Raw genomic sequence first — 17,580 nt, forward strand, 5'->3', positions numbered from 1 at the left:
TGTTTTGTAAAATTGCAGCGATTCTTTTAAATAGCTAATATTTTTAGTATGTTTGCTTTGCGTTATGAGTGTAAATCAAAGCAAAAGACAAGAATTTGCCATTGTGGACATAGAGACTACAGGTGGCCATGCAAAATCGAGCCGGATCACCGAAGTTGCCATTATTATTCATGATGGTAACCAGGTTTTGGAACGTTGGGAGACCTTGGTTAATCCAGGGAAAGAAATTCCAAATTCAATTTTTGCGCTTACGGGAATAGACAATGATATGGTGAAAGATGCTCCATTATTTGATCAAGTTGCCGAACACATTTATGGAATGCTCAAAGACCGTATTTTTGTTGCGCATAATGTAAACTTTGATTATTCATTCATTCGGTTTCAGCTTCAGGAATCGGGCTTCGAGTGGTCAGCAATAAAATTATGTACAGTACGCTATGCCCGAAAAATCAAGCCCGGATTATTGTCCTATAGTTTGGGACGTCTATGTGATTATTTAGATATCCCAATTGAAAATAGACACCGTGCGGTTGGCGACGCCGATGCAACAGCCATTCTCTTTGCTTATTTGAAAGTGCTAGATACCGAACAGGTATTTCAGGATATGATTAAACATAAAGCGCTAGACCAACGTTTTCCACCGCATTTAAATCCCTTGGAATATGAACAATTGCCCAATGATCCCGGGGTCTATTATTTTCATGACAAAGCTGGAAAAGTAATTTATGTTGGCAAGGCTGTAAATATAAAAAAAAGAGTATTGTCCCATTTTACAGGGAATAATATTCAAGCGCAAAGGCAACATTTCTTAAAAGAAATTCATCATATAAGTTATGAGTGCTGCGGAACTGAGCTGATGTCATTGTTATTGGAATGTGCGGAAATTAAAAAGTTCTGGCCAAAATATAATAGGGCACTTAAACGGTATGAGCCTAAATTCGGTTTATTTTCTTATGAGGACCAAAATGGCTATCTCCATCTGGCTATAGGGAAGACGACAAGGGGACAAGCATGTATTCAGCTGTTTCAGCGTGAATATGACGCTATTCAGTTGCTGCAAAGCTTTATTCAGCATGACGCTATTAATCCGCAATTTTGTCAGTTTGGGCACGCCAGTTTGTCTACGAAATCCATCAAGAAGACCGAATTGCCCGATCGAGACCTACACAATACCCGGGTGGAACGTTGTATTGAGGATTGGCTCAAACAGCAACCATCGTATGTATTGATCGATAAAGGACGTAATTCCGATGAAAAAAGTTGCATTGTCATTGAAAATGGTATTTTTTATGGAATGGGATATATGGATCAATACGGCCAGTACAGCGGGTTTGAAGATATAAAAGGACAAGTTAAAAGATATCAGAGCAATCACTACATGATGGAATTGGTCAAAATGGCAGCAGAAAGACATCCCGCTAAAGTACATTTCTTAACAAAATCAAAGATTTTACCTGACGTTGCGGCAGAGCCCACTTTCTCTTACGAGAAATTGACTCCGAATAGTCTATTTAATTTCTATTAACAGCATATTTTCAAGTCATATTTTGGGAATTTTTTCCGTTTAGTCATTTCAATCTCAGTAATCTGTTAAAGAAATGTGAAATCGCAAATCGCGCGCGATTTTGGTCCAATAGTTGAAATATTCTTTGTGTAGAATATTAAAAAAAGACTTTTCATAATTTAGGTTAATAATTGGTTAGTTAAAAACCTGGGGCTCCCAACCTCAGGTTTTCTTTTTTTTATATTTCCGAACAAGAATTTTAGGTGAAGTATTCCTTTTATTTTGATTATTCAAAATAAATCAGTGTTTTTTTTTATTTGAAGTGTATGTTTCAATTTATTGGTTTTCAATTGATTAATATTTGTCCCCCTTTTGTCCCCCTAAGTTTTTTCTCTCTATAGTTAGTTTAAGTTACTTTAGTGTCAGCGTACTGTAATAGCGGAATTAGTAAAACAAAGATGGGGCGTTTTCTAAAAGTAGCTGCGGTATATCTTATCCATATCTTTATATATAAAAAGGGCCTTTGGCCCTTTTTTTTATTCCTAATTCAGATTCCCTTATTTTAACCCAAAGATACCTTGACCTAGATTTTGATATAGATCTTTTTCTTTCGTAAATAATAGGCGATCAACCAATTCAAAGCGACAAATAGCAATGCAAATAGGGCGGAGGATAATTGTTGATTATGCCAACCATCAAACAGGAAATGATAGCTAAAGTTCCAAAGGTTTTGATGTTTATCCCCAATGAGAATAAATGAACAAATCGTAGGGATTAGTCCGCTAAGACAATAGATAAATAGTGTATTCCTGCCGAAGTCGTCAAAGACAGTATAAAATATCCCTCTGATGTTTTGAAATTCGATGAGATAGATTAATATACCAAGAAAAGAGATGGCAATACCCGTTGTGAATACGCAGTAACTGCTGGTCCAGATTTTCTTATTAATAGGAAAAGCAAATGACCATAGATAGCCTACTAAAATAAAGACCAGGCCTACGACAAATAGGTTCATCAGTTCACTTTTGCCGGTCAGTTTTTGAATAATGTATTTTCCTGTGATATACCCGAATATCGTTTGACTGATGGCCGGAAATACGCTCCAGACATCCTCTGGATCAAATGCTGTTCCTTCGCCGTGATAGAGGTGGGATGCACCAAAGATTCGGATATCTAGTGTCGTTCCAAACCAACCTTCCAGACTGTAAGGATCTGCTGGATTACCGTAATAGCAAATTAGCCAATAGAGGAGTAGCAGGAAGATACTAATAACTGCAGCACCTTTAGCCCTAAAATAGTATAGTATCATTGCCGTGCTGAAATAGCAGATTGCAATACGTTGCAGCACCCCAAAATACCTGTACTTGGCAAAGGGAATCCACTCGAGCTGGTGAAGACTATTCCATTCCGCAAAGGGGAAAATATTTAAAAACAGACCAAGTAGAAAAAGGATGATTGTTCTCTTGAGAATTTTATTCCAATATCGTGTGGGGGCTAACTGGTCGCTGTTTTTTAAAGAAAATGCCATAGCGTTTCCGACAGCAAATAGGAAAAATGGAAATATAAGATCTGTAAACGTACATCCATGCCAAATGGAATGTTCAAGTGGAGGAAATACATGATGATAGTTGCCAGGATTATTGACGAGAATCATAGCCGCGAGTGTAAACCCACGGAAAATATCCAGTGATTTAAAACGAGTCATAATAAAGTGTATTGGTAAAAAAGGCTGTTCAAGGATACTCCTTTGAACAGCCTATGTTTGGTCTAATTAATAGCCTGGATTTTGAGTCAGGCTCGGGTTTGCCTGCAGTTCCAATAATGGTATTGGAAGGAGCAGGCTATTTTGGTTAAAATTATACTTAATCAACGTAGGGCTACTCTGCTTGCCGTTATCGCATGTAAATTTGATTTCATTTAATTTATTCATCACATCTACTGTGACACCATAACGGTTTAAATCATCCCACCGTTGCCCTTCAAAAGCTAGTTCTAATCGGCGCTCGTTGAGAATGATGGCCTTTAGGGCACTGGAGCTGATACCGGATAAATCGGCGAGCCCTGCGCGATGACGGATGACATTAAGGGTATTTATTGCCCCTGAAGTATTTCCCAGTGCGTTTTGAGCTTCTGCTTTGAGCAGAATGATGTCCGCAAGTCGTAAAAGGTAAAAATGATCGCCACTTTGGAAGCTGTTGGCATGTTTTTGCTTTACGTTAAATGGGATTTCTGTCGCAGCATCTCCGCAGGGATTCCAAAATTCATCCGCCCAAGGAACTGAATAGAACCAAATGTTGGCGTTCTTTCGTTCGGTGTCGCCAGCATTGTCATAAGCTTCGACAAGATCTTTCGATGGTGTTCCATATCGGCGCCATTCGTTTTCGTTGATTTTGCCATTTTCATCAAGATCCGGGAAAAAGAATGCGCCACCCCAGCAGCTTAGATTGGGACTGCCGGCGATATAGGGAATCTCAATGATAGATTCACTATTATAGTTGTGTTTGCCGTCAAAAAGATCCGCATAGTTTTGAAGGAGCTGGTAACCACCTTTTCCAGCGATCACTGCATCGGCGTATTGCAATACCTTATTGTAATCTCGATCAGGGCGTTGTGCCCATATCTTGGTCAGTAAGGCATTTGCAGCCCCTTTTGTTGCTCTGACCTTGTCAATGGAAGGTTGCCCAAATCCATCGGGTAGGTTGTTTGCAGCAACTTGCAGATCCGAATCGATAAAATCATAAACCTCGGCTACAGTTGATCGCTTGATGCGTAATACTTCTGCATCTGTACTGTTGGAGTGTTTTTCCAAGGGCACACCACCATAAAGCTTGACCAATTGATAATAATGGAAGGCCCTTAAAAATGAAGCTTCTCCAAGAATTTGTTTGCGTCTTTCATCCGAAAAAGTAGGATCTGTGACCTTATCAACGTTGTCAATAACGATATTGCATTTTGAGATTGCTCCATACAGTTCTTCCCAGTCCCTGCGTACCATTTCATTGGTATTGGTGATGTTATTATAGTCAATTTGTGCAAAATCTATTTCGCCACCACCGGCAGCATGGGCATTATCAGAGCGAATATCTGTTTGCAGAATCATTTCCCATTGATAATAATTGGCATTGCTACCTGGACGAGTGCCATTGCCTATAAAAGAATTATAGGCTCCGTTTAATGCTTTCTCAATATTGTCTCCTGTGAGATAGGCATTTTCGCTCGTTACCGTGGAGGTAGGCTGAAGATCTAAAAACTTTTTGCAGGAATTTAGAGTAAGCGATGTCAATAAGGCTATGGCCAATGAAGTATATCTAGTTGATTTCATTTTTTGTAAGCTAAAAGGTTAAAAAGTTAGGTTTAAACCAACAATAAAGGTGCGTGCCTGCGGCGAAGTACCAAAATCGATACCGGGCGCCATATTGGAGCTCACGGTTTGCTGATTAGTTCCCCCATACATGCTTACCTCAGGATCCAAACCTGAGTATTTGGTGAATGTTAACAGATTCTCGCCCGTCACATAAAAACGGACCTTATTGAGCTTCCATCTTTCAAGCACTTGTTTAGGTAGCGTGTAGGCCAGGGTCATCGATTTTACCCTGAGGTAAGAACCTTTCTCTACAAAACGGGAGGAAATTTGTGAATTGTAGTTGTCATCTGTATTGTTTAGATCCGGACGTGGCATAGTACTGTTGTTGTTATCAACAGTCCATCTGTTTAACACGGCAACACTTTGGTTTCTCGGTTCCCACATACCTTCTGTATAAATACGCGTCGCATTAAGGATATCATTTCCCTGTACCCCCTGTAAGAAAAAGGAAAAGTTGAAGTTCTTATAGCTGAAATCATTGGTCATGCCATAAGAGAATTTTGGTGTAGCATTCCCGATGATAGCCATATCACTCGTTTGAAGACCTGTTTCCGGATCAGCCATCTGATAGATCATATCTCCGGTCTCTGGATTGACGCCTTTTGCGATATAGCCCCAGAAGGACCCCAATGCAACGCCTTCTTTTGCAATCGTACTATTACCCCGACCATCGATATTTCCGTCATAATAGGTTCCGCCATCAATATTCAGGACTTTATTGCGATTGAGCCCAAAGGTCACAGTTGTATTCCATTTGAAATCGTGAACGAAATTTCGGCTACTCAATTCGAATTCAAAACCTCTATTTTGTAGGTCGCCTAAGTTTTTCAGCGCAGTTCTATAGCCCGAACTGTACGGAACCCTTGAGCTGAGAAGTAGGCCTACAGTCCTTTTTGCATAATAATCTGCACCAAATATCAATCTCGAATTAAAGAAACTGGCATCCACACCAATATCGGTCTGATTTGTTGTTTCCCATTTTAAATTGGGATTGTCCAGGGTAGCAGGCGTATAACCGGGTACAACTTGGTCGCCGATGTTATATGATCCTGTCACGTCGACTAAACCGAGATAGGAAAAGGCCGGAATTTGGCTATTTCCAACTTTACCCCAACTCGCACGGATTTTCAAATCGTTTACGGTGTTTTTCAGCGAACTGAAGAAATCTTCATTGGATAAACGCCAACCGGCAGAGAAAGAAGGGAAGTAGCCCCAGCGGTTATTTGGGCCAAATACAGATGATGCGTCAGCCCGCAGATTTGCTGTAAATAGGTACTTGTCGTTATAATCATAACCAATTTTTGCGATGCCAGATACAGTGGATACAGCGGCGTCTACTGCCGTAGGCATCGCTGTGATCATCGAACCACCATTGACCGTGTGGATTGCTGGATTAGCAAAATTTTGCGTAGCAATATTTGAGGTTGTTGTTTGTGTTTTCGTTGTAATATAGCCTAATAAGCCTGTAAAATGGTGCTTGTCACTAAAGGTTCTATTATAGTTTAATGTATTTTCGGACATCCAATACTGATTGTCCTGCTGCTGGAGCGTTGCCATACCCTTATATTTTCGACCTTCCGTTGTACGAAAAGGATCTACGAAACTGCGGTACTGGTTGTTAAATTTCTCATACCCAAACAGCGATTTGAATTTTAATCCAGGTAGGATATTGGCTTCCACAAAGGCATTTCCTGTAAATCTGTTGTTGATATAGCTGTGCTCGTTGCCTGTTGCCAATGCAACGGGGTTGTCAAGATCTGTATAGAATGGATCTACTGTGAAAGCACCTTTGTCGCCATATATTCCGATTACTGGAGAGCCCAGATAAGCATTCATGATGACTCCATTTCGGGAGTTCTCGGTAATATCCACGTCGTACCAACGGTTGTACGATAAGCTGGTCCCCACCTTAAAGATTTTATTGATCTGATGATCCAAATTAACCTTGAAATTGACCTTGTTTACTGTATTTGTGATGACCGTACCATTATCTTTTTGATAAGATCCCGAGATGTAAAACCCTGTCTTTTCATCTCCACCGCGTACTGAAGCCTGGTATTTTTGGCTGTGACCGGTGCGGAATAGCTGATCTGGCCAGTTTGTATCAGCGGTATATTTCGACCAATCCAAGGCTTCTCCCATCTCAGTCATTAATTCTCTATATTGTGCCGCATTTAGAACACTAGGCTTTTTTCTGATGCCTGAAAATCCTTGATAGGTTTCGAAATTTACCTGTGTCTTACCGTTTGTTCCTCTTTTGGTTGTAATCAATACAACGCCATTTGCGCCAGAAGATCCATAGACAGCGGCTGAAGCAGCATCCTTTAATACAGAAATGCTTTGAATATCGGATGGATTGAGCTCCGATATGTTTTCAGTAGGAACACCATCTACAATGTATAATGGATTGCTACCTGCAGTAATTGTTGAAGTTCCGCGAACGCGAATAGAGAAACCAGCTTGAGGTTGTCCGGAAGATTTTACAATTTCCACCCCCGCCATTTTGCCCTCCATAGCACTCGCTAATTGGGTCACAGGGCGATCTTCAATATCTTTTGTACTCATGGTTGCAATGGCTCCCGTGATGTCTTTTTTCTTCTGTGTTCCAAAACCGACCACAACGATCTGTTCCAGTTGGTTGTTGGCAGTTTTTAGCTGTATATTGAGGTAACTATTGGAACCTACCGTACTACTGATAGTCTCATAACCTATTGAACTAAAGCTGAGTTGATGGGTAGTAGTCGCTTCAATAGAAAACTCACCTTTACTGTCTGTTTCCGTTTGTTTACCTGTTGTTGTATTGCGGATGGTGACCCCTGTTAATGCTTTACCGTCGCCATCGGTAACGCGCCCTTTGACAAGCTGTTGTATATTGATCGTGTTTCTTAAAGGTATGTCATTTATTTTCTTTTTTAGGACAATGGTGTTGTTGACAATTTTGTATGAATACGACAGCTCTTTCAGGTTGTCATCCAGAATTTCAACAATAGAACCATCTTTATGGTTTATGCGGATTTTTTGGTTATCATTAATCTGTGAGTTATCGTACAGAAACACATAAGAACTCTGACGCTCGATTTCTTTAGCAAACTTTGCCAAAGTGTATTCCTTGTCTTGTAACTTGATTTTAGATTGGTTTACATTCGCCATCGCCAAATTATTTGCATGGGAAACGCATTGGATAGCAAGTAAAGCAGCAAATAGTTTTGCCTTTTTACCAGCCCCTTGGATGGTTTTAAGTTTGTGCATAATTAGTTGGGTAAGTTTGTTTTATATTAGATAATTTAGAGTTCAACTTCAATTTTATTGTTTTCCAATCGGCATTTTATATCCAGAAAGTTGAGGGTCTCAACCAGTTGCTGGGCAGTTGAATTGCGTTTTATCTTACCTGTCAGTTCACGCTTTTCATTTGTTCCTTTATACACGATATCCACATTATACCAGCGTTTTATGGCGGCAAGCGCATCTTTAATGGGTGTCGATTCGAAATAGAAAAAACCATTTTTCCAGGCCATTGCTTCTTCGATATTGGCTTCTGCTACGATAAGATTCCCGCCAGTGGTAAATGCTGCTTGACCAGGTTTCAGCATTTTTGACTTACCGAATTGCGAGACTTGTACAGAACCGGCTATAAGTGTGGTTTTATTGTTTTCATTTGGATAAGAGCGTACATTAAAATGGGTTCCGAATACACGAATGGTCTGTTCATTGGATCGCACATAGAAGGGGCGCTTGCTATCGTGGCTGACCTCAAAATAGCCCTCCCCAGATAATTTTACTTCCCGGCTATTCGACGCAAAAGATTCAGGAAACGTCAGCACGGATCCAGCATTTAGCCACACCTTACTGCCATCGGCCAAAATGATCGTATACTCTGTTCCAATCGGGGTTTCAATGGTATTGGTACGGCTTGTAGCAGTTTTCCTACTGGCTGTAAATTGATATTGCACGGTTCCGGAAGCAGTCGTAATTACTTTCACCTGTTCATCCTGATGGAGAACGCTCTGTTGCTGGGCAGAAAGATCAATTTTAGTTCCATCGGCTAAAGTTAATACGGCCGCCTTAATGCCCGGGTGAACCTGTTGTTGCATCTTCACGGCTACCCGCTGGCTATCTCCAGATGTTCTTTTAACAAGGTAAAGGGGTAATATAAACAACAGTGCCAAAGCAGCAGCTATTCCACCCAACTTCACCCGTTGCGGAATTCGCCTGATTTTTGACGCTTGGATTTCCTGCTTTATATTGGAAAATAACAGCTCTTTGAGTTGTTGTTCATCGGTTGCCAGCCCCTCAGGAATAGGGAGAGGTTCGCCATTACTTGTTTCATACCACTCTTGCAATTCGGCTTCCTCTTCAGGGGTACATGTGCCTTGAAGCCATTTGTAAGCCAATTGCTTTATCCGGAATTGATTATGATCAACCATATTTAGGGGTTATTTATATATAGAGTCCCTAGATTGGGTTGATACCCTGACAAGTAGAGAAAAAAAATCACAAAGTAATCAGAAAGCGCTGAATACCAGCGCGTATTTTTTTTAAGGCACGGCTTAATTGGGTTTCGACCGTTTTCACAGAGATGTTCATGTGCTCAGCGATCTGTTTATAAGTGAGTCCTTCTTCGCGGGATAATTTGAAAACAAGCTGGCATTTTTCGGGCAGTTCCGAAACAAGCTGATCCAGCCGAACTCGAAGTTCTTCAAACTGAAGCCAATCTTCCGTCGAGTTATCGAAATCGGCCCATTCCGTATCGTGTTTAAAAACTTCCTGCTTGTATTGTTGCGCCAGATATTTAAAGACTTTGTATTTAACGGCCACAGCGAGGTAGGAGGCGAGATTGCTTTCAATTTGGAGTTGATGGCGTCTCAGCCAAAGCGAAGTAAAGATGTTTTGAACGATTTCCTGCGCGTCTTCCAGCGAATTTGTTTTGCGCGCAGCCTGGTAATAAAGCTTTTTCCAATAGCGATCATACAAAGCTTCGAAAGCTAAGCTATCGTCTTGTTGAACCAATACAATCAACTCTTCATCTGAATGGCCTCCAAAATCTTTCATGCAAGACAATAATTTGTTTTTCTACGGTTAACGACGTGTAATGCGAATCGCGCCATAAATGTAGGGACTAAATTGGCAATAATGCAACTTTAATCTGTAAAAGCTGGTTTTGAACAGCTAAATACCTATTTTACAAAGACCAAGGGGAGGGCAAATAGGCAAAAAAAAAGAGTATCTGTTGATTCAGGTACTCTTTTTTTACGGGTACTTCTTAGAAGTTTGGTTTCAACAAGTATTTGTCGTAGAATCGGAAAATATGATCCGCAGCCTCTTCGGCAGTATCGACAATACGGTATAGTTTCAAATCTTCTTCGCTGATATATTTGTTAGGAATCATTGTATTCTGAACCCAGTCCATCAACCCTTTCCAATATTCAGAGCCAACCAACACGATCGGAAAACGTGCAATTTTGCCGGTTTGAATCAATGTGATTGCTTCAAAAAGCTCATCCATGGTTCCAAAGCCTCCTGGCATAACAATATAACCCTGAGAATACTTCATGAACATCACTTTTCTGACGAAAAAGTACTTGAATTCAAGTAGTTTGTCGCGATCAATATATTTGTTGTGAAACTGCTCAAATGGTAATTCAATATTTAGACCAACAGACTTTCCTCCGGATTCATAAGCACCTTTATTGGCTGCTTCCATAATTCCAGGTCCACCGCCCGAGATAATACCATAACCGCGTTCTGTCAATAAACTGGCAATATCGACCGCCATTTGATAATATTTGTGTTCACGTGGCGTACGTGCTGATCCAAATATCGATACACAGGGACCAATTTTTGCCAATTTCTCAAATCCGTCCACAAACTCTGACATCACTTTAAAAATCTGCCATGAGTCCTTAACTTTAATTTCCTGCCATGTTTTGTTTTCAAATGCGCGGATAATTTTATCTTCTTTTGTAATGTCCATATATAACGTTATACATTTAATTCTAAATTCCAATTTTTCAAAAAGGAATACAATATAGCTATTTTTTTAATAGTAGCTACTTTTTCTGATTATTCTTACATTTGCATTATGAATTTTTCTTCTAAACTTCTTGAGAATGCCGTCGCTGAATTTGGAAAACTACCAGGCGTAGGGCAAAAGACAGCATTACGACTGGTTTTGCATCTGCTGAAGCAATCCGATGCGGATGTAGCCCGTTTTACAGCCGCTATTGATCGCTTGAAAGAAGATATTCAGTATTGCCAGGAATGTTTCAATATTTCGGATCACAGTATATGTGAGATATGTGCCTCCTTTAAACGTGATAAAAGCTTGATTTGTGTTGTGGAAGATACACGTGATGTGATGGCCATTGAAAATACAAATTCCTATCAAGGTGTATATCATGTATTGGGTGGGTTAATTTCGCCAATGGACGGTATTGGTCCTGCGGATCTAAAAATTGAGGGATTACTCAATCGAATTCAAAGAGGTGAGGTGGAAGAAGTTATTCTGGCACTTTCAGCAACAATGGAAGGGGATACCACCATTTTTTATTTATATCGCAAATTGCGTGAGTTTGATGTTAAAATTACAACCATTGCCCGCGGTATAGCCTTTGGTGGTGAATTGGAATATGTGGATGAACTGACCTTAGGACGGTCCATTGCGACACGGGTGCCTTACGAGCGCAATGTTGGTTAATTGTATTTCAGATAGATTTGTTTCACACCCTCGTGTATCTTTCTTCCTTTGTCAATCTGTTGTTGTCGCCATAGGCTGTCGGTGATCATATGATTTGCTTTTTTATTTTTTAAGATATTCACATAAGCGATTTTACCGAGTACCGTTTTCCTTAAACCAAGTAATGAACACGAATAGTCTCCCAATAGATAATGATTGTAGTAGAGATGAATTTCACGCATAAGCTTTCGTCCCCATTTGTTTGTGGGGTAGGCTGCTTTAATGGGCTCTTCCATGAGCGCTTTTGCTAAGGCTAAACTATCCTGATCTCCTGATTGTTGGGTCATCGTCCAATAATACAACGCTTCAATAGCTTGCTCCACGGTGTCGGGTAGCAATTGCGTGGGAATGCCCAGCAATGTCCCAATAAATTTCCAAACATGGAATAAACCATCAACCTCGCTTTTCAATATATTGAATTTCATGCGTTTTAGCCCTGTTTGATAAACAAGAGAGAATCCGAGGTTGGTCGCAAGCATATCCCAAGTGTTTAAAGGGATGCCCCATTTTTCTCTTTGCCACTGACCGTGCTTTAGAATATTTAACCGAGCATACGAATGGATACATCGGGTAAGTAGGATGGCCTCAATGCCGATATTACCCTTTTTCAGTGCATTGTTACCTGTGACGTCAACCCAAAAGGTGACCGTTTCGGTGAGCCTTTTGACAGCACCTTTTTTTAACGCACCTGTAAAAATTAGGGGTTTATTGATGGCACTGGATTCATAGCCCCCCATGAGGACATAGTCCCGTAATACGACAAGTCCTGATAAGCCCGAACGTTGGCTGAGGCCAATGCCTTGCTCTATTTTATCCCAATCTAACCAAGAGGGACTGAGATCCAATGTCTGTAGAAAATTCTGCAATATGGGTTCGTATGCGGCATCAATAGGCTTTCCTGCAAGTGCATCTTTAAGCAGTTGTTGACCTTGAGGGAAACCAATTTTTAGGTGGAGCTGTTCGACAAGCTGGTCGCAGCTATTGTCAAATTGATCGAGTAAAGGTACAAATTGATCGGCAGCAGCGATCGAAGGTTTAGTCGGCAATTTGCGAAGCAATTCCACGCCAAGACCTCTCGACCAATAGAAAGAAAATGAACTTGTATTAACTTGATAACGCTCGGGTATTCGCCTCTCTTTTATTGAGTTGTCCAAGATATATAACCTCCTGTTAATGTGATTGTATTGTTCGATTTATTGAATTTAAAGTCTATATAATCCGTTTGACAAGATAAAAGATCACTGCAGCAAAATTGACGGTCAATTTTAAAATGAAGTCTAAAAGAGCCACCTGTCTGATCAGCAAAAAAAGTCAGCCTGTTGACGCTAAAGTCACTTAAATGCGGGCCGCCATCTTTATCTTCCAATTGATCGATAACGTAATCATTGATTTCTTTCTGATGTTTGTCGACGAATGGTAGGAGCTCTTGATCGGTGAACGGTATGATTAAACTGTCTTTTTCTATCGCTATTCTGATGCTAATTTCTGCCATTTTATTATAGTGTGCTAATAAAGATCTCTCCAGTTTGGGATATATAGATTGAAAATTGCTTCTGTTTCCTTTCGGGTCTTATCCGCAAATTTACAGAAAGCCTTTAGAATAATTAGATTGATGTGTTCTTTTTTAAAATCTATGAGTCGATTTGAAAATTGAAATCCACCTTCAACGATTCTAAAATCACTTTTGGGTAGTTTACGGATGGTTACTGTTGCCACATCATATATATCCAATTGCTCCTCCCAGTAAGCAATTTGCTTGACGACTTCATGGTAGAGTAATTCCTGGCACCATTTGTACAGTAAGTTCAAGGTATTTGTGTTCTTCTTTTGATATACACATATGCTCGTTACTGTCAATTCAACAGTTGGTAGCATTGCGGACGGATAAATCTTGACCAAATAAGGTTTTCCAAATAGGTAGTAGGGATCTTCCAGATAGGAATAGGATGAATCTTCCGATTTATTTTCTGGAGGATTTAGCTTAATGTACTCTTTGAGGAAAGCAACATCGCAATGCGCTGGAGCATATACACGATAGGGTGATGAACTACCTAGAATCTGGATGTAATCTTTATTCCAAAGTACTATTTCGTAAAATATACTCCCTATTTCAATTTGCATGTTTCGATCTTAAGTTGGAAATGAGGCATAGGCATTCGACCTAAATCAGACCCTATAAACTATTTCAAAGTAACGTTTTTTTGATATTAATCAATAATGATAATCGTAACAATTTCTGTCAATAATTGCGGGCAAGCTTAAGGGCTTCGTTAGAAAAAATTATAGCCTATTAGTAATCAACTTCGGACTGTAAGCAGTATGTCTGTACGATGAAGCCATGGTAGTTGCACATAAAAAAGGTGGACTCAACGTGGACTTACTGTGGACTCACTTTGTTTACAGTATGAAGCTGGTCATAAGTTGGAAGTAATTTTTAGTATTGTTACCAGCTCTCACTAGCTTTTGTTTTTTGTTTTAATATTTAGATACTATCTTTGGAATACTGTTTATGTATCAACCCAACGACCATTTTCCAATACTAGATCTGCAAAAATTCCAGGAAGGGATTATTGCGGATTGTGACCTGCTTTTTCACGAACTTATTGGTCCTCGGGAAATTAATGAGCCGCATAAACATGATTTCTTTATTCTCTTATTATTTGAAGAGTCTGTAGGTACGCATACCATAGACTTCGATCACTTTACGCTTGGATGTAATCAATTACATCTCGTTTTTCCAGGTCAGGTACATCAGTGGAAGATGGACGACTCGACCCATGCATTGCAGCTCATGATCAGCAGACGTTGGTTCGAAAGCTTATTACCTGCATTGCGATTTCCTATTTCTTATTATCTAAAGCATTTGGTCATTGATCTTTCAGCGATCCACTTTCAGTCGCTATCGGCAGAATTTAAAGCAATTGCAGCTGATCTAGCGGACGATCATATCCTATGGGAATTGATTTACGCGCGGGTTAAAGTAATTGCCCTTCTGATTAGCAAGATCGTTCAGGATAATTATCATGATTATGAACAACATCAGGATAATCCGATTGTGGCAAAATTTGTTCAGCTTATCGATGAATGGTATAAAAGTGAAAAATCCGTTGCTTTTTATGCCGAGAAGCTAAATATATCCGCAAACTATCTGAATGTGTTAAGTAATCGGGTGTTACACAAGTCAGCTTCATTTTTGATTCAGGAACGCGTGTTATTGGAAGCAAAGCGCTTGCTTAAAATTTCGGATAAAACGATCAAAGCTATTGTCTTTGATCTGGGATTTTACGATAATGCAAGCTTCAGCAAGTTTTTTAAATGCCATACAAATATGACACCAAGTCAGTTTAAAGCGCAGCCATAATTTCTACACAAGCTGTGATAATTCATACAAGGATCATTGTCCCAAATCACTTAGCTTTGGTGAAAATGATTTAAGCATGAATGAAATCAATCAAAATCAAGATACTTATTTGTTGAGGAACGTATTGCTAGAAACAGGCTTTCTTTATGAGAAGGAAGAAATTGTTGCGACGAAAACGGCATTATTTGATATTCAAATCGAGGCAAATAAAATAAAAAATATAGAGCCAGCGCAATCGGGGATTGACGGAAAAGGCTTCGACATGAAAGGTAAATTGGCCTTACCGCCATTCCGTGACATGCACATTCATTTAGATAAAACTTTATACGGCCTGCCCTGGAAGGCGGTATTTCCAAAAAACAGGACTGTAAAAGATATGATTGCCAAGGAACAGATCATCATCCCTGAATTGTTGAAAACCTCTGTCGAACGGGCCGAAAAATTGATTGCGCTATTGCAGGGCTACGGAACAAATTTTGCGCGCGCACATTTTAATGTAGACCCAACATCGGGGACGAAGTCATTGGAACATCTGTTACAGGCACTGGAACATTTAAAGTATTCCTTTGCTGCAGAACTGGTCGCATTCCCCCAACATGGTCTATTCTATACAGAATCCGCGAAGTTAATGGAGGAAGTTGCAAAATGGGAACAGGTGGATTTTATCGGTGGTTTGGATCCCTTTAGTATTGACGGCAGTATCGAGAAACCGATGGACTTGACGGTTCGACTTGCATTGGACAATAACAAGGGAATCGATATCCACTTGCATGAAGGTGGAGAATCAGGTGTTAAAACTATGGAATATTTGATTGATAAAGCATTGGAAAACCCCGCATTACAGGGACGCACATTTATCAGTCATGCTTTCGCCTTAGGCTACCTGCCGAAAAAAGACTTAGAACACATGGCCGAACGACTGGCAGAAGCGAAAGTCGGTATATGCAGTTCGGTTCCTTTCCGCAATATGTTGATGCCATTTCGGGAACTGAAAAAGGCGGGAGTGGAAGTTTTTGTGGGGAACGACAATGTTCAGGATCATTGGGGTACTTTTGGTAGTGGTAATATGCTTCAGAAAGCCAATCTAGCCGCGCAATTATATGGTTATGAAACTGAATTCGAGCTATCTCGTTGCCTTTGTTATGCGACCAATGGCAAAATCCCGCTTGATGACCACGGGAATTCGGTATGGCCGAAAGTAGGAGATGATGCTAGCCTTCTTTTTGTCGACGCGAGTTGTTCAGCAGAAGCAGTTTCTCGGATCTCGACCGTCAATGGGCTTATTCATCAGGGAAATCTCGTCAAATGGAACAATAGTTCACAAGCTTGATTAAAATAGCACATAATAAGAACATTTGACATGCCAATTTATCGTCTGGGGAATTGGCATGCTCATTTTTTAGGAGGGATTACGGTTAATGTAGGAAAGTCGTCTTGCAGTAGTCTATTTTATAAGAACCTTGCTCATGGACCAATTGAACCTCGTTTTTGGTTCGGATATTATCGCCGTAATCAATAAATACGATAAACTTGCTCTCCGTTATTTTGTCGATTTTAACATCCTTGATATCCAATGCGTCGTCATTACCTCTTCCAAATAACCAGGTTTCCGCTGTATATAAGGGATAGATTTTTTCCCATTTAGCTTTGTAAGCTGCTTCAGCTTTGGGCAGTTCTTCATCTGTGAGGTTAGATGGCCCGTAAATTTCATTGGCATCTTTTAAGAACGCCTGAAAGCGTTTGGTACATAAGGCATCTTCTTTGTCCAGATAGTAACAATATTTGCCGGATGCAGAACTTTTACATTTAAAAATCTCTTTTAACCAATCTTCCGCTTGCTGATGCTGAGCAATTGTCGTGTTTTGCTTCACTGTGCCTGTGCCGTCGTTGATTAAAACCTGCTTTGCAGGATGTTCCACTGCAGTGCTTTTATGGTTTTTCGTTGGATTTATACAGCTCGCTAGCATGTAAAACAGCAGTATTGTTGCATACAAACTTTTCATCTTTTGATATCGTCTTTTATTTGGGTGTAAAATTAGGATATAAATCCCATAACACGATCACGGATTACCGCTATATTTCTACAGCATATTTACCAAAAAATCCTATTTCCCATTCTTGTTGAAATAAAGCAAAGCTCTGTGTGCCGATCGTGTGGCGTATAAACGCAATACATCTGCGTAGTTAAGAGTCCCTTGTTTCTTTCTGATGCTAATTATTTATTTTTAATTTCTGTATAACAGCATTTTATGTTTTCTCTATATTTTTTTTACTTCTTTTTTTTTCTACGCAAATTCCCTGCGCATTAACCCAACGATATTTGTAATGTCAACAATGACAAACGTTCTTTGATGAAATTATAGCGAATAGCTTTAAGATATATACTTCTTGATGAAGTATTAAAGAAGCCTTTCTTCTTCAGTGGCATCCTGGTCACCTGTTTCAGTATAGCAGGTTAGTATTGTTCTCTATGAGAATCAATATACTGATAAAACGAGAAGTTGAAAGGAAAGTGCTCGTGTTAGAGGTTCGAGTCCTCTCCCGTAAAAAGGTAGCTCAAGGGTAGAGCAGAGCAGATAGTTGTGGGTCGTAGGTTCGATTCCTACTCCTGAGCAATC

Annotated in this window: 14 protein-coding genes and 1 tRNA gene; 5 read left to right on the forward strand and 10 right to left on the reverse strand. The window is 39.9% G+C overall.

The window, feature by feature from the left end; genetic code table 11:
* Window positions 1-64: 64 nt before the first annotated feature.
* Window positions 65-1,525, forward strand: a complete 1,461-nt coding sequence (locus B4Z90_RS09020) for an exonuclease domain-containing protein (protein WP_286802009.1) — start codon at window positions 65-67, stop codon at window positions 1,523-1,525.
* Between the two features lie 562 nt (window positions 1,526-2,087).
* On the opposite strand, the gene B4Z90_RS09025 is transcribed toward B4Z90_RS09020, so the two are convergent.
* The 6 genes from B4Z90_RS09025 to B4Z90_RS09050 all read right to left on the reverse strand — a co-directional run bounded on the left by B4Z90_RS09025 (window position 2,088) and on the right by B4Z90_RS09050 (window position 10,833).
* The gene (locus B4Z90_RS09025) at window positions 2,088-3,209 is read right to left on the reverse strand and encodes an acyltransferase family protein (protein WP_070563969.1); all 1,122 of its coding nucleotides are present in this window, start codon (window positions 3,207-3,209) and stop codon (window positions 2,088-2,090) included.
* Window positions 3,210-3,275: 66 nt separating this feature from the next.
* Entirely contained in the window at window positions 3,276-4,826 is a 1,551-nt protein-coding gene (locus tag B4Z90_RS09030; protein WP_070563972.1) for a RagB/SusD family nutrient uptake outer membrane protein, read from the reverse strand.
* An 18-nt stretch (window positions 4,827-4,844) separates the two neighbouring features.
* Window positions 4,845-8,117 carry a TonB-dependent receptor gene (locus tag B4Z90_RS09035; protein WP_115048725.1) on the reverse strand — a complete coding sequence of 1,091 codons (3,273 nt, stop codon included), beginning with the start codon at window positions 8,115-8,117 and terminating at the stop codon, window positions 4,845-4,847.
* A 35-nt stretch (window positions 8,118-8,152) separates the two neighbouring features.
* Window positions 8,153-9,292, reverse strand: coding sequence for a FecR family protein (locus tag B4Z90_RS09040; protein ID WP_070563977.1), 1,140 nt, complete (start codon window positions 9,290-9,292; stop codon window positions 8,153-8,155).
* 67 nt (window positions 9,293-9,359) lie between these two features.
* Window positions 9,360-9,917 carry an RNA polymerase sigma-70 factor gene (locus B4Z90_RS09045; protein WP_286767221.1) on the reverse strand — a complete coding sequence of 186 codons (558 nt, stop codon included), beginning with the start codon at window positions 9,915-9,917 and terminating at the stop codon, window positions 9,360-9,362.
* A gap of 211 nt (window positions 9,918-10,128) precedes the next feature.
* A complete protein-coding gene (locus B4Z90_RS09050) occupies window positions 10,129-10,833 on the reverse strand; it encodes a TIGR00730 family Rossman fold protein (RefSeq protein ID WP_046673602.1) in 705 nt (234 codons plus the stop codon).
* 114 nt (window positions 10,834-10,947) lie between these two features.
* On the opposite strand from B4Z90_RS09050, the gene recR reads away from it, so the two are divergent.
* Window positions 10,948-11,562, forward strand: a complete 615-nt coding sequence (gene recR / locus B4Z90_RS09055) for a recombination mediator RecR (protein WP_046673482.1) — start codon at window positions 10,948-10,950, stop codon at window positions 11,560-11,562.
* Here the strand turns inward: recR and B4Z90_RS09060 are convergent.
* From B4Z90_RS09060 to B4Z90_RS09070, 3 genes are read right to left on the reverse strand one after another with little or no spacing between them, the layout of a single operon-like run.
* Window positions 11,559-12,755, reverse strand: a complete 1,197-nt coding sequence (locus B4Z90_RS09060) for an oxygenase MpaB family protein (RefSeq protein WP_286802010.1) — start codon at window positions 12,753-12,755, stop codon at window positions 11,559-11,561. The two genes, recR and B4Z90_RS09060, sit on opposite strands and share 4 nt — an antisense overlap.
* Window positions 12,740-13,093: a hypothetical protein gene (locus B4Z90_RS09065; RefSeq protein ID WP_070563983.1), complete on the reverse strand. Its 354-nt coding sequence runs from the start codon at window positions 13,091-13,093 to the stop codon at window positions 12,740-12,742. The genes B4Z90_RS09060 and B4Z90_RS09065 overlap by 16 nt, the downstream gene beginning before the upstream one ends.
* Before the next feature lie 14 nt (window positions 13,094-13,107).
* Window positions 13,108-13,722 carry a hypothetical protein gene (locus B4Z90_RS09070; RefSeq protein ID WP_286802012.1) on the reverse strand — a complete coding sequence of 205 codons (615 nt, stop codon included), beginning with the start codon at window positions 13,720-13,722 and terminating at the stop codon, window positions 13,108-13,110.
* Window positions 13,723-14,110: 388 nt separating this feature from the next.
* Between B4Z90_RS09070 and B4Z90_RS09075 the strand changes: the two genes are divergently transcribed.
* Entirely contained in the window at window positions 14,111-14,962 is an 852-nt protein-coding gene (locus B4Z90_RS09075) for an AraC family transcriptional regulator (RefSeq protein ID WP_070563990.1), read from the forward strand.
* A gap of 76 nt (window positions 14,963-15,038) precedes the next feature.
* Window positions 15,039-16,292 carry an amidohydrolase gene (locus B4Z90_RS09080; protein ID WP_286802014.1) on the forward strand — a complete coding sequence of 418 codons (1,254 nt, stop codon included), beginning with the start codon at window positions 15,039-15,041 and terminating at the stop codon, window positions 16,290-16,292.
* An 85-nt stretch (window positions 16,293-16,377) separates the two neighbouring features.
* Here B4Z90_RS09080 and B4Z90_RS09085 read toward each other — a convergent pair whose 3' ends face one another.
* Window positions 16,378-16,965: a hypothetical protein gene (locus B4Z90_RS09085; protein ID WP_236560204.1), complete on the reverse strand. Its 588-nt coding sequence runs from the start codon at window positions 16,963-16,965 to the stop codon at window positions 16,378-16,380.
* Window positions 16,966-17,512: 547 nt separating this feature from the next.
* Here B4Z90_RS09085 and B4Z90_RS09090 point away from each other — a divergent pair.
* Window positions 17,513-17,574, forward strand: a tRNA-OTHER gene (locus tag B4Z90_RS09090).
* Window positions 17,575-17,580: the final 6 nt, after the last annotated feature.

The sequence above is a fragment of the Sphingobacterium sp. UBA5639 genome, assembly GCF_002421245.1.
GTDB classification, from domain to species: Bacteria; Bacteroidota; Bacteroidia; order Sphingobacteriales; family Sphingobacteriaceae; genus Sphingobacterium; species Sphingobacterium multivorum.

Excerpts from the sequence above, each read along its gene's own strand:
- B4Z90_RS09040 (WP_070563977.1), bottom strand. The coding sequence starts at position 9,292 with ATGGTTGATCATAATCAATTCCGGATAAAGCAATTGGCTTACAAATGG.
- B4Z90_RS09080 (WP_286802014.1), top strand. The coding sequence starts at position 15,039 with ATGAATGAAATCAATCAAAATCAAGATACTTATTTGTTGAGGAACGTA.
- recR (WP_046673482.1), top strand. The coding sequence starts at position 10,948 with ATGAATTTTTCTTCTAAACTTCTTGAGAATGCCGTCGCTGAATTTGGA.
- B4Z90_RS09075 (WP_070563990.1), top strand. The coding sequence starts at position 14,111 with ATGTATCAACCCAACGACCATTTTCCAATACTAGATCTGCAAAAATTC.
- B4Z90_RS09085 (WP_236560204.1), bottom strand. The coding sequence starts at position 16,965 with ATGAAAAGTTTGTATGCAACAATACTGCTGTTTTACATGCTAGCGAGC.
- B4Z90_RS09020 (WP_286802009.1), top strand. The coding sequence starts at position 65 with ATGAGTGTAAATCAAAGCAAAAGACAAGAATTTGCCATTGTGGACATA.
- B4Z90_RS09035 (WP_115048725.1), bottom strand. The coding sequence starts at position 8,117 with ATGCACAAACTTAAAACCATCCAAGGGGCTGGTAAAAAGGCAAAACTA.
- B4Z90_RS09065 (WP_070563983.1), bottom strand. The coding sequence starts at position 13,093 with ATGGCAGAAATTAGCATCAGAATAGCGATAGAAAAAGACAGTTTAATC.
- B4Z90_RS09070 (WP_286802012.1), bottom strand. The coding sequence starts at position 13,722 with ATGCAAATTGAAATAGGGAGTATATTTTACGAAATAGTACTTTGGAAT.
- B4Z90_RS09030 (WP_070563972.1), bottom strand. The coding sequence starts at position 4,826 with ATGAAATCAACTAGATATACTTCATTGGCCATAGCCTTATTGACATCG.
- B4Z90_RS09045 (WP_286767221.1), bottom strand. The coding sequence starts at position 9,917 with ATGAAAGATTTTGGAGGCCATTCAGATGAAGAGTTGATTGTATTGGTT.
- B4Z90_RS09025 (WP_070563969.1), bottom strand. The coding sequence starts at position 3,209 with ATGACTCGTTTTAAATCACTGGATATTTTCCGTGGGTTTACACTCGCG.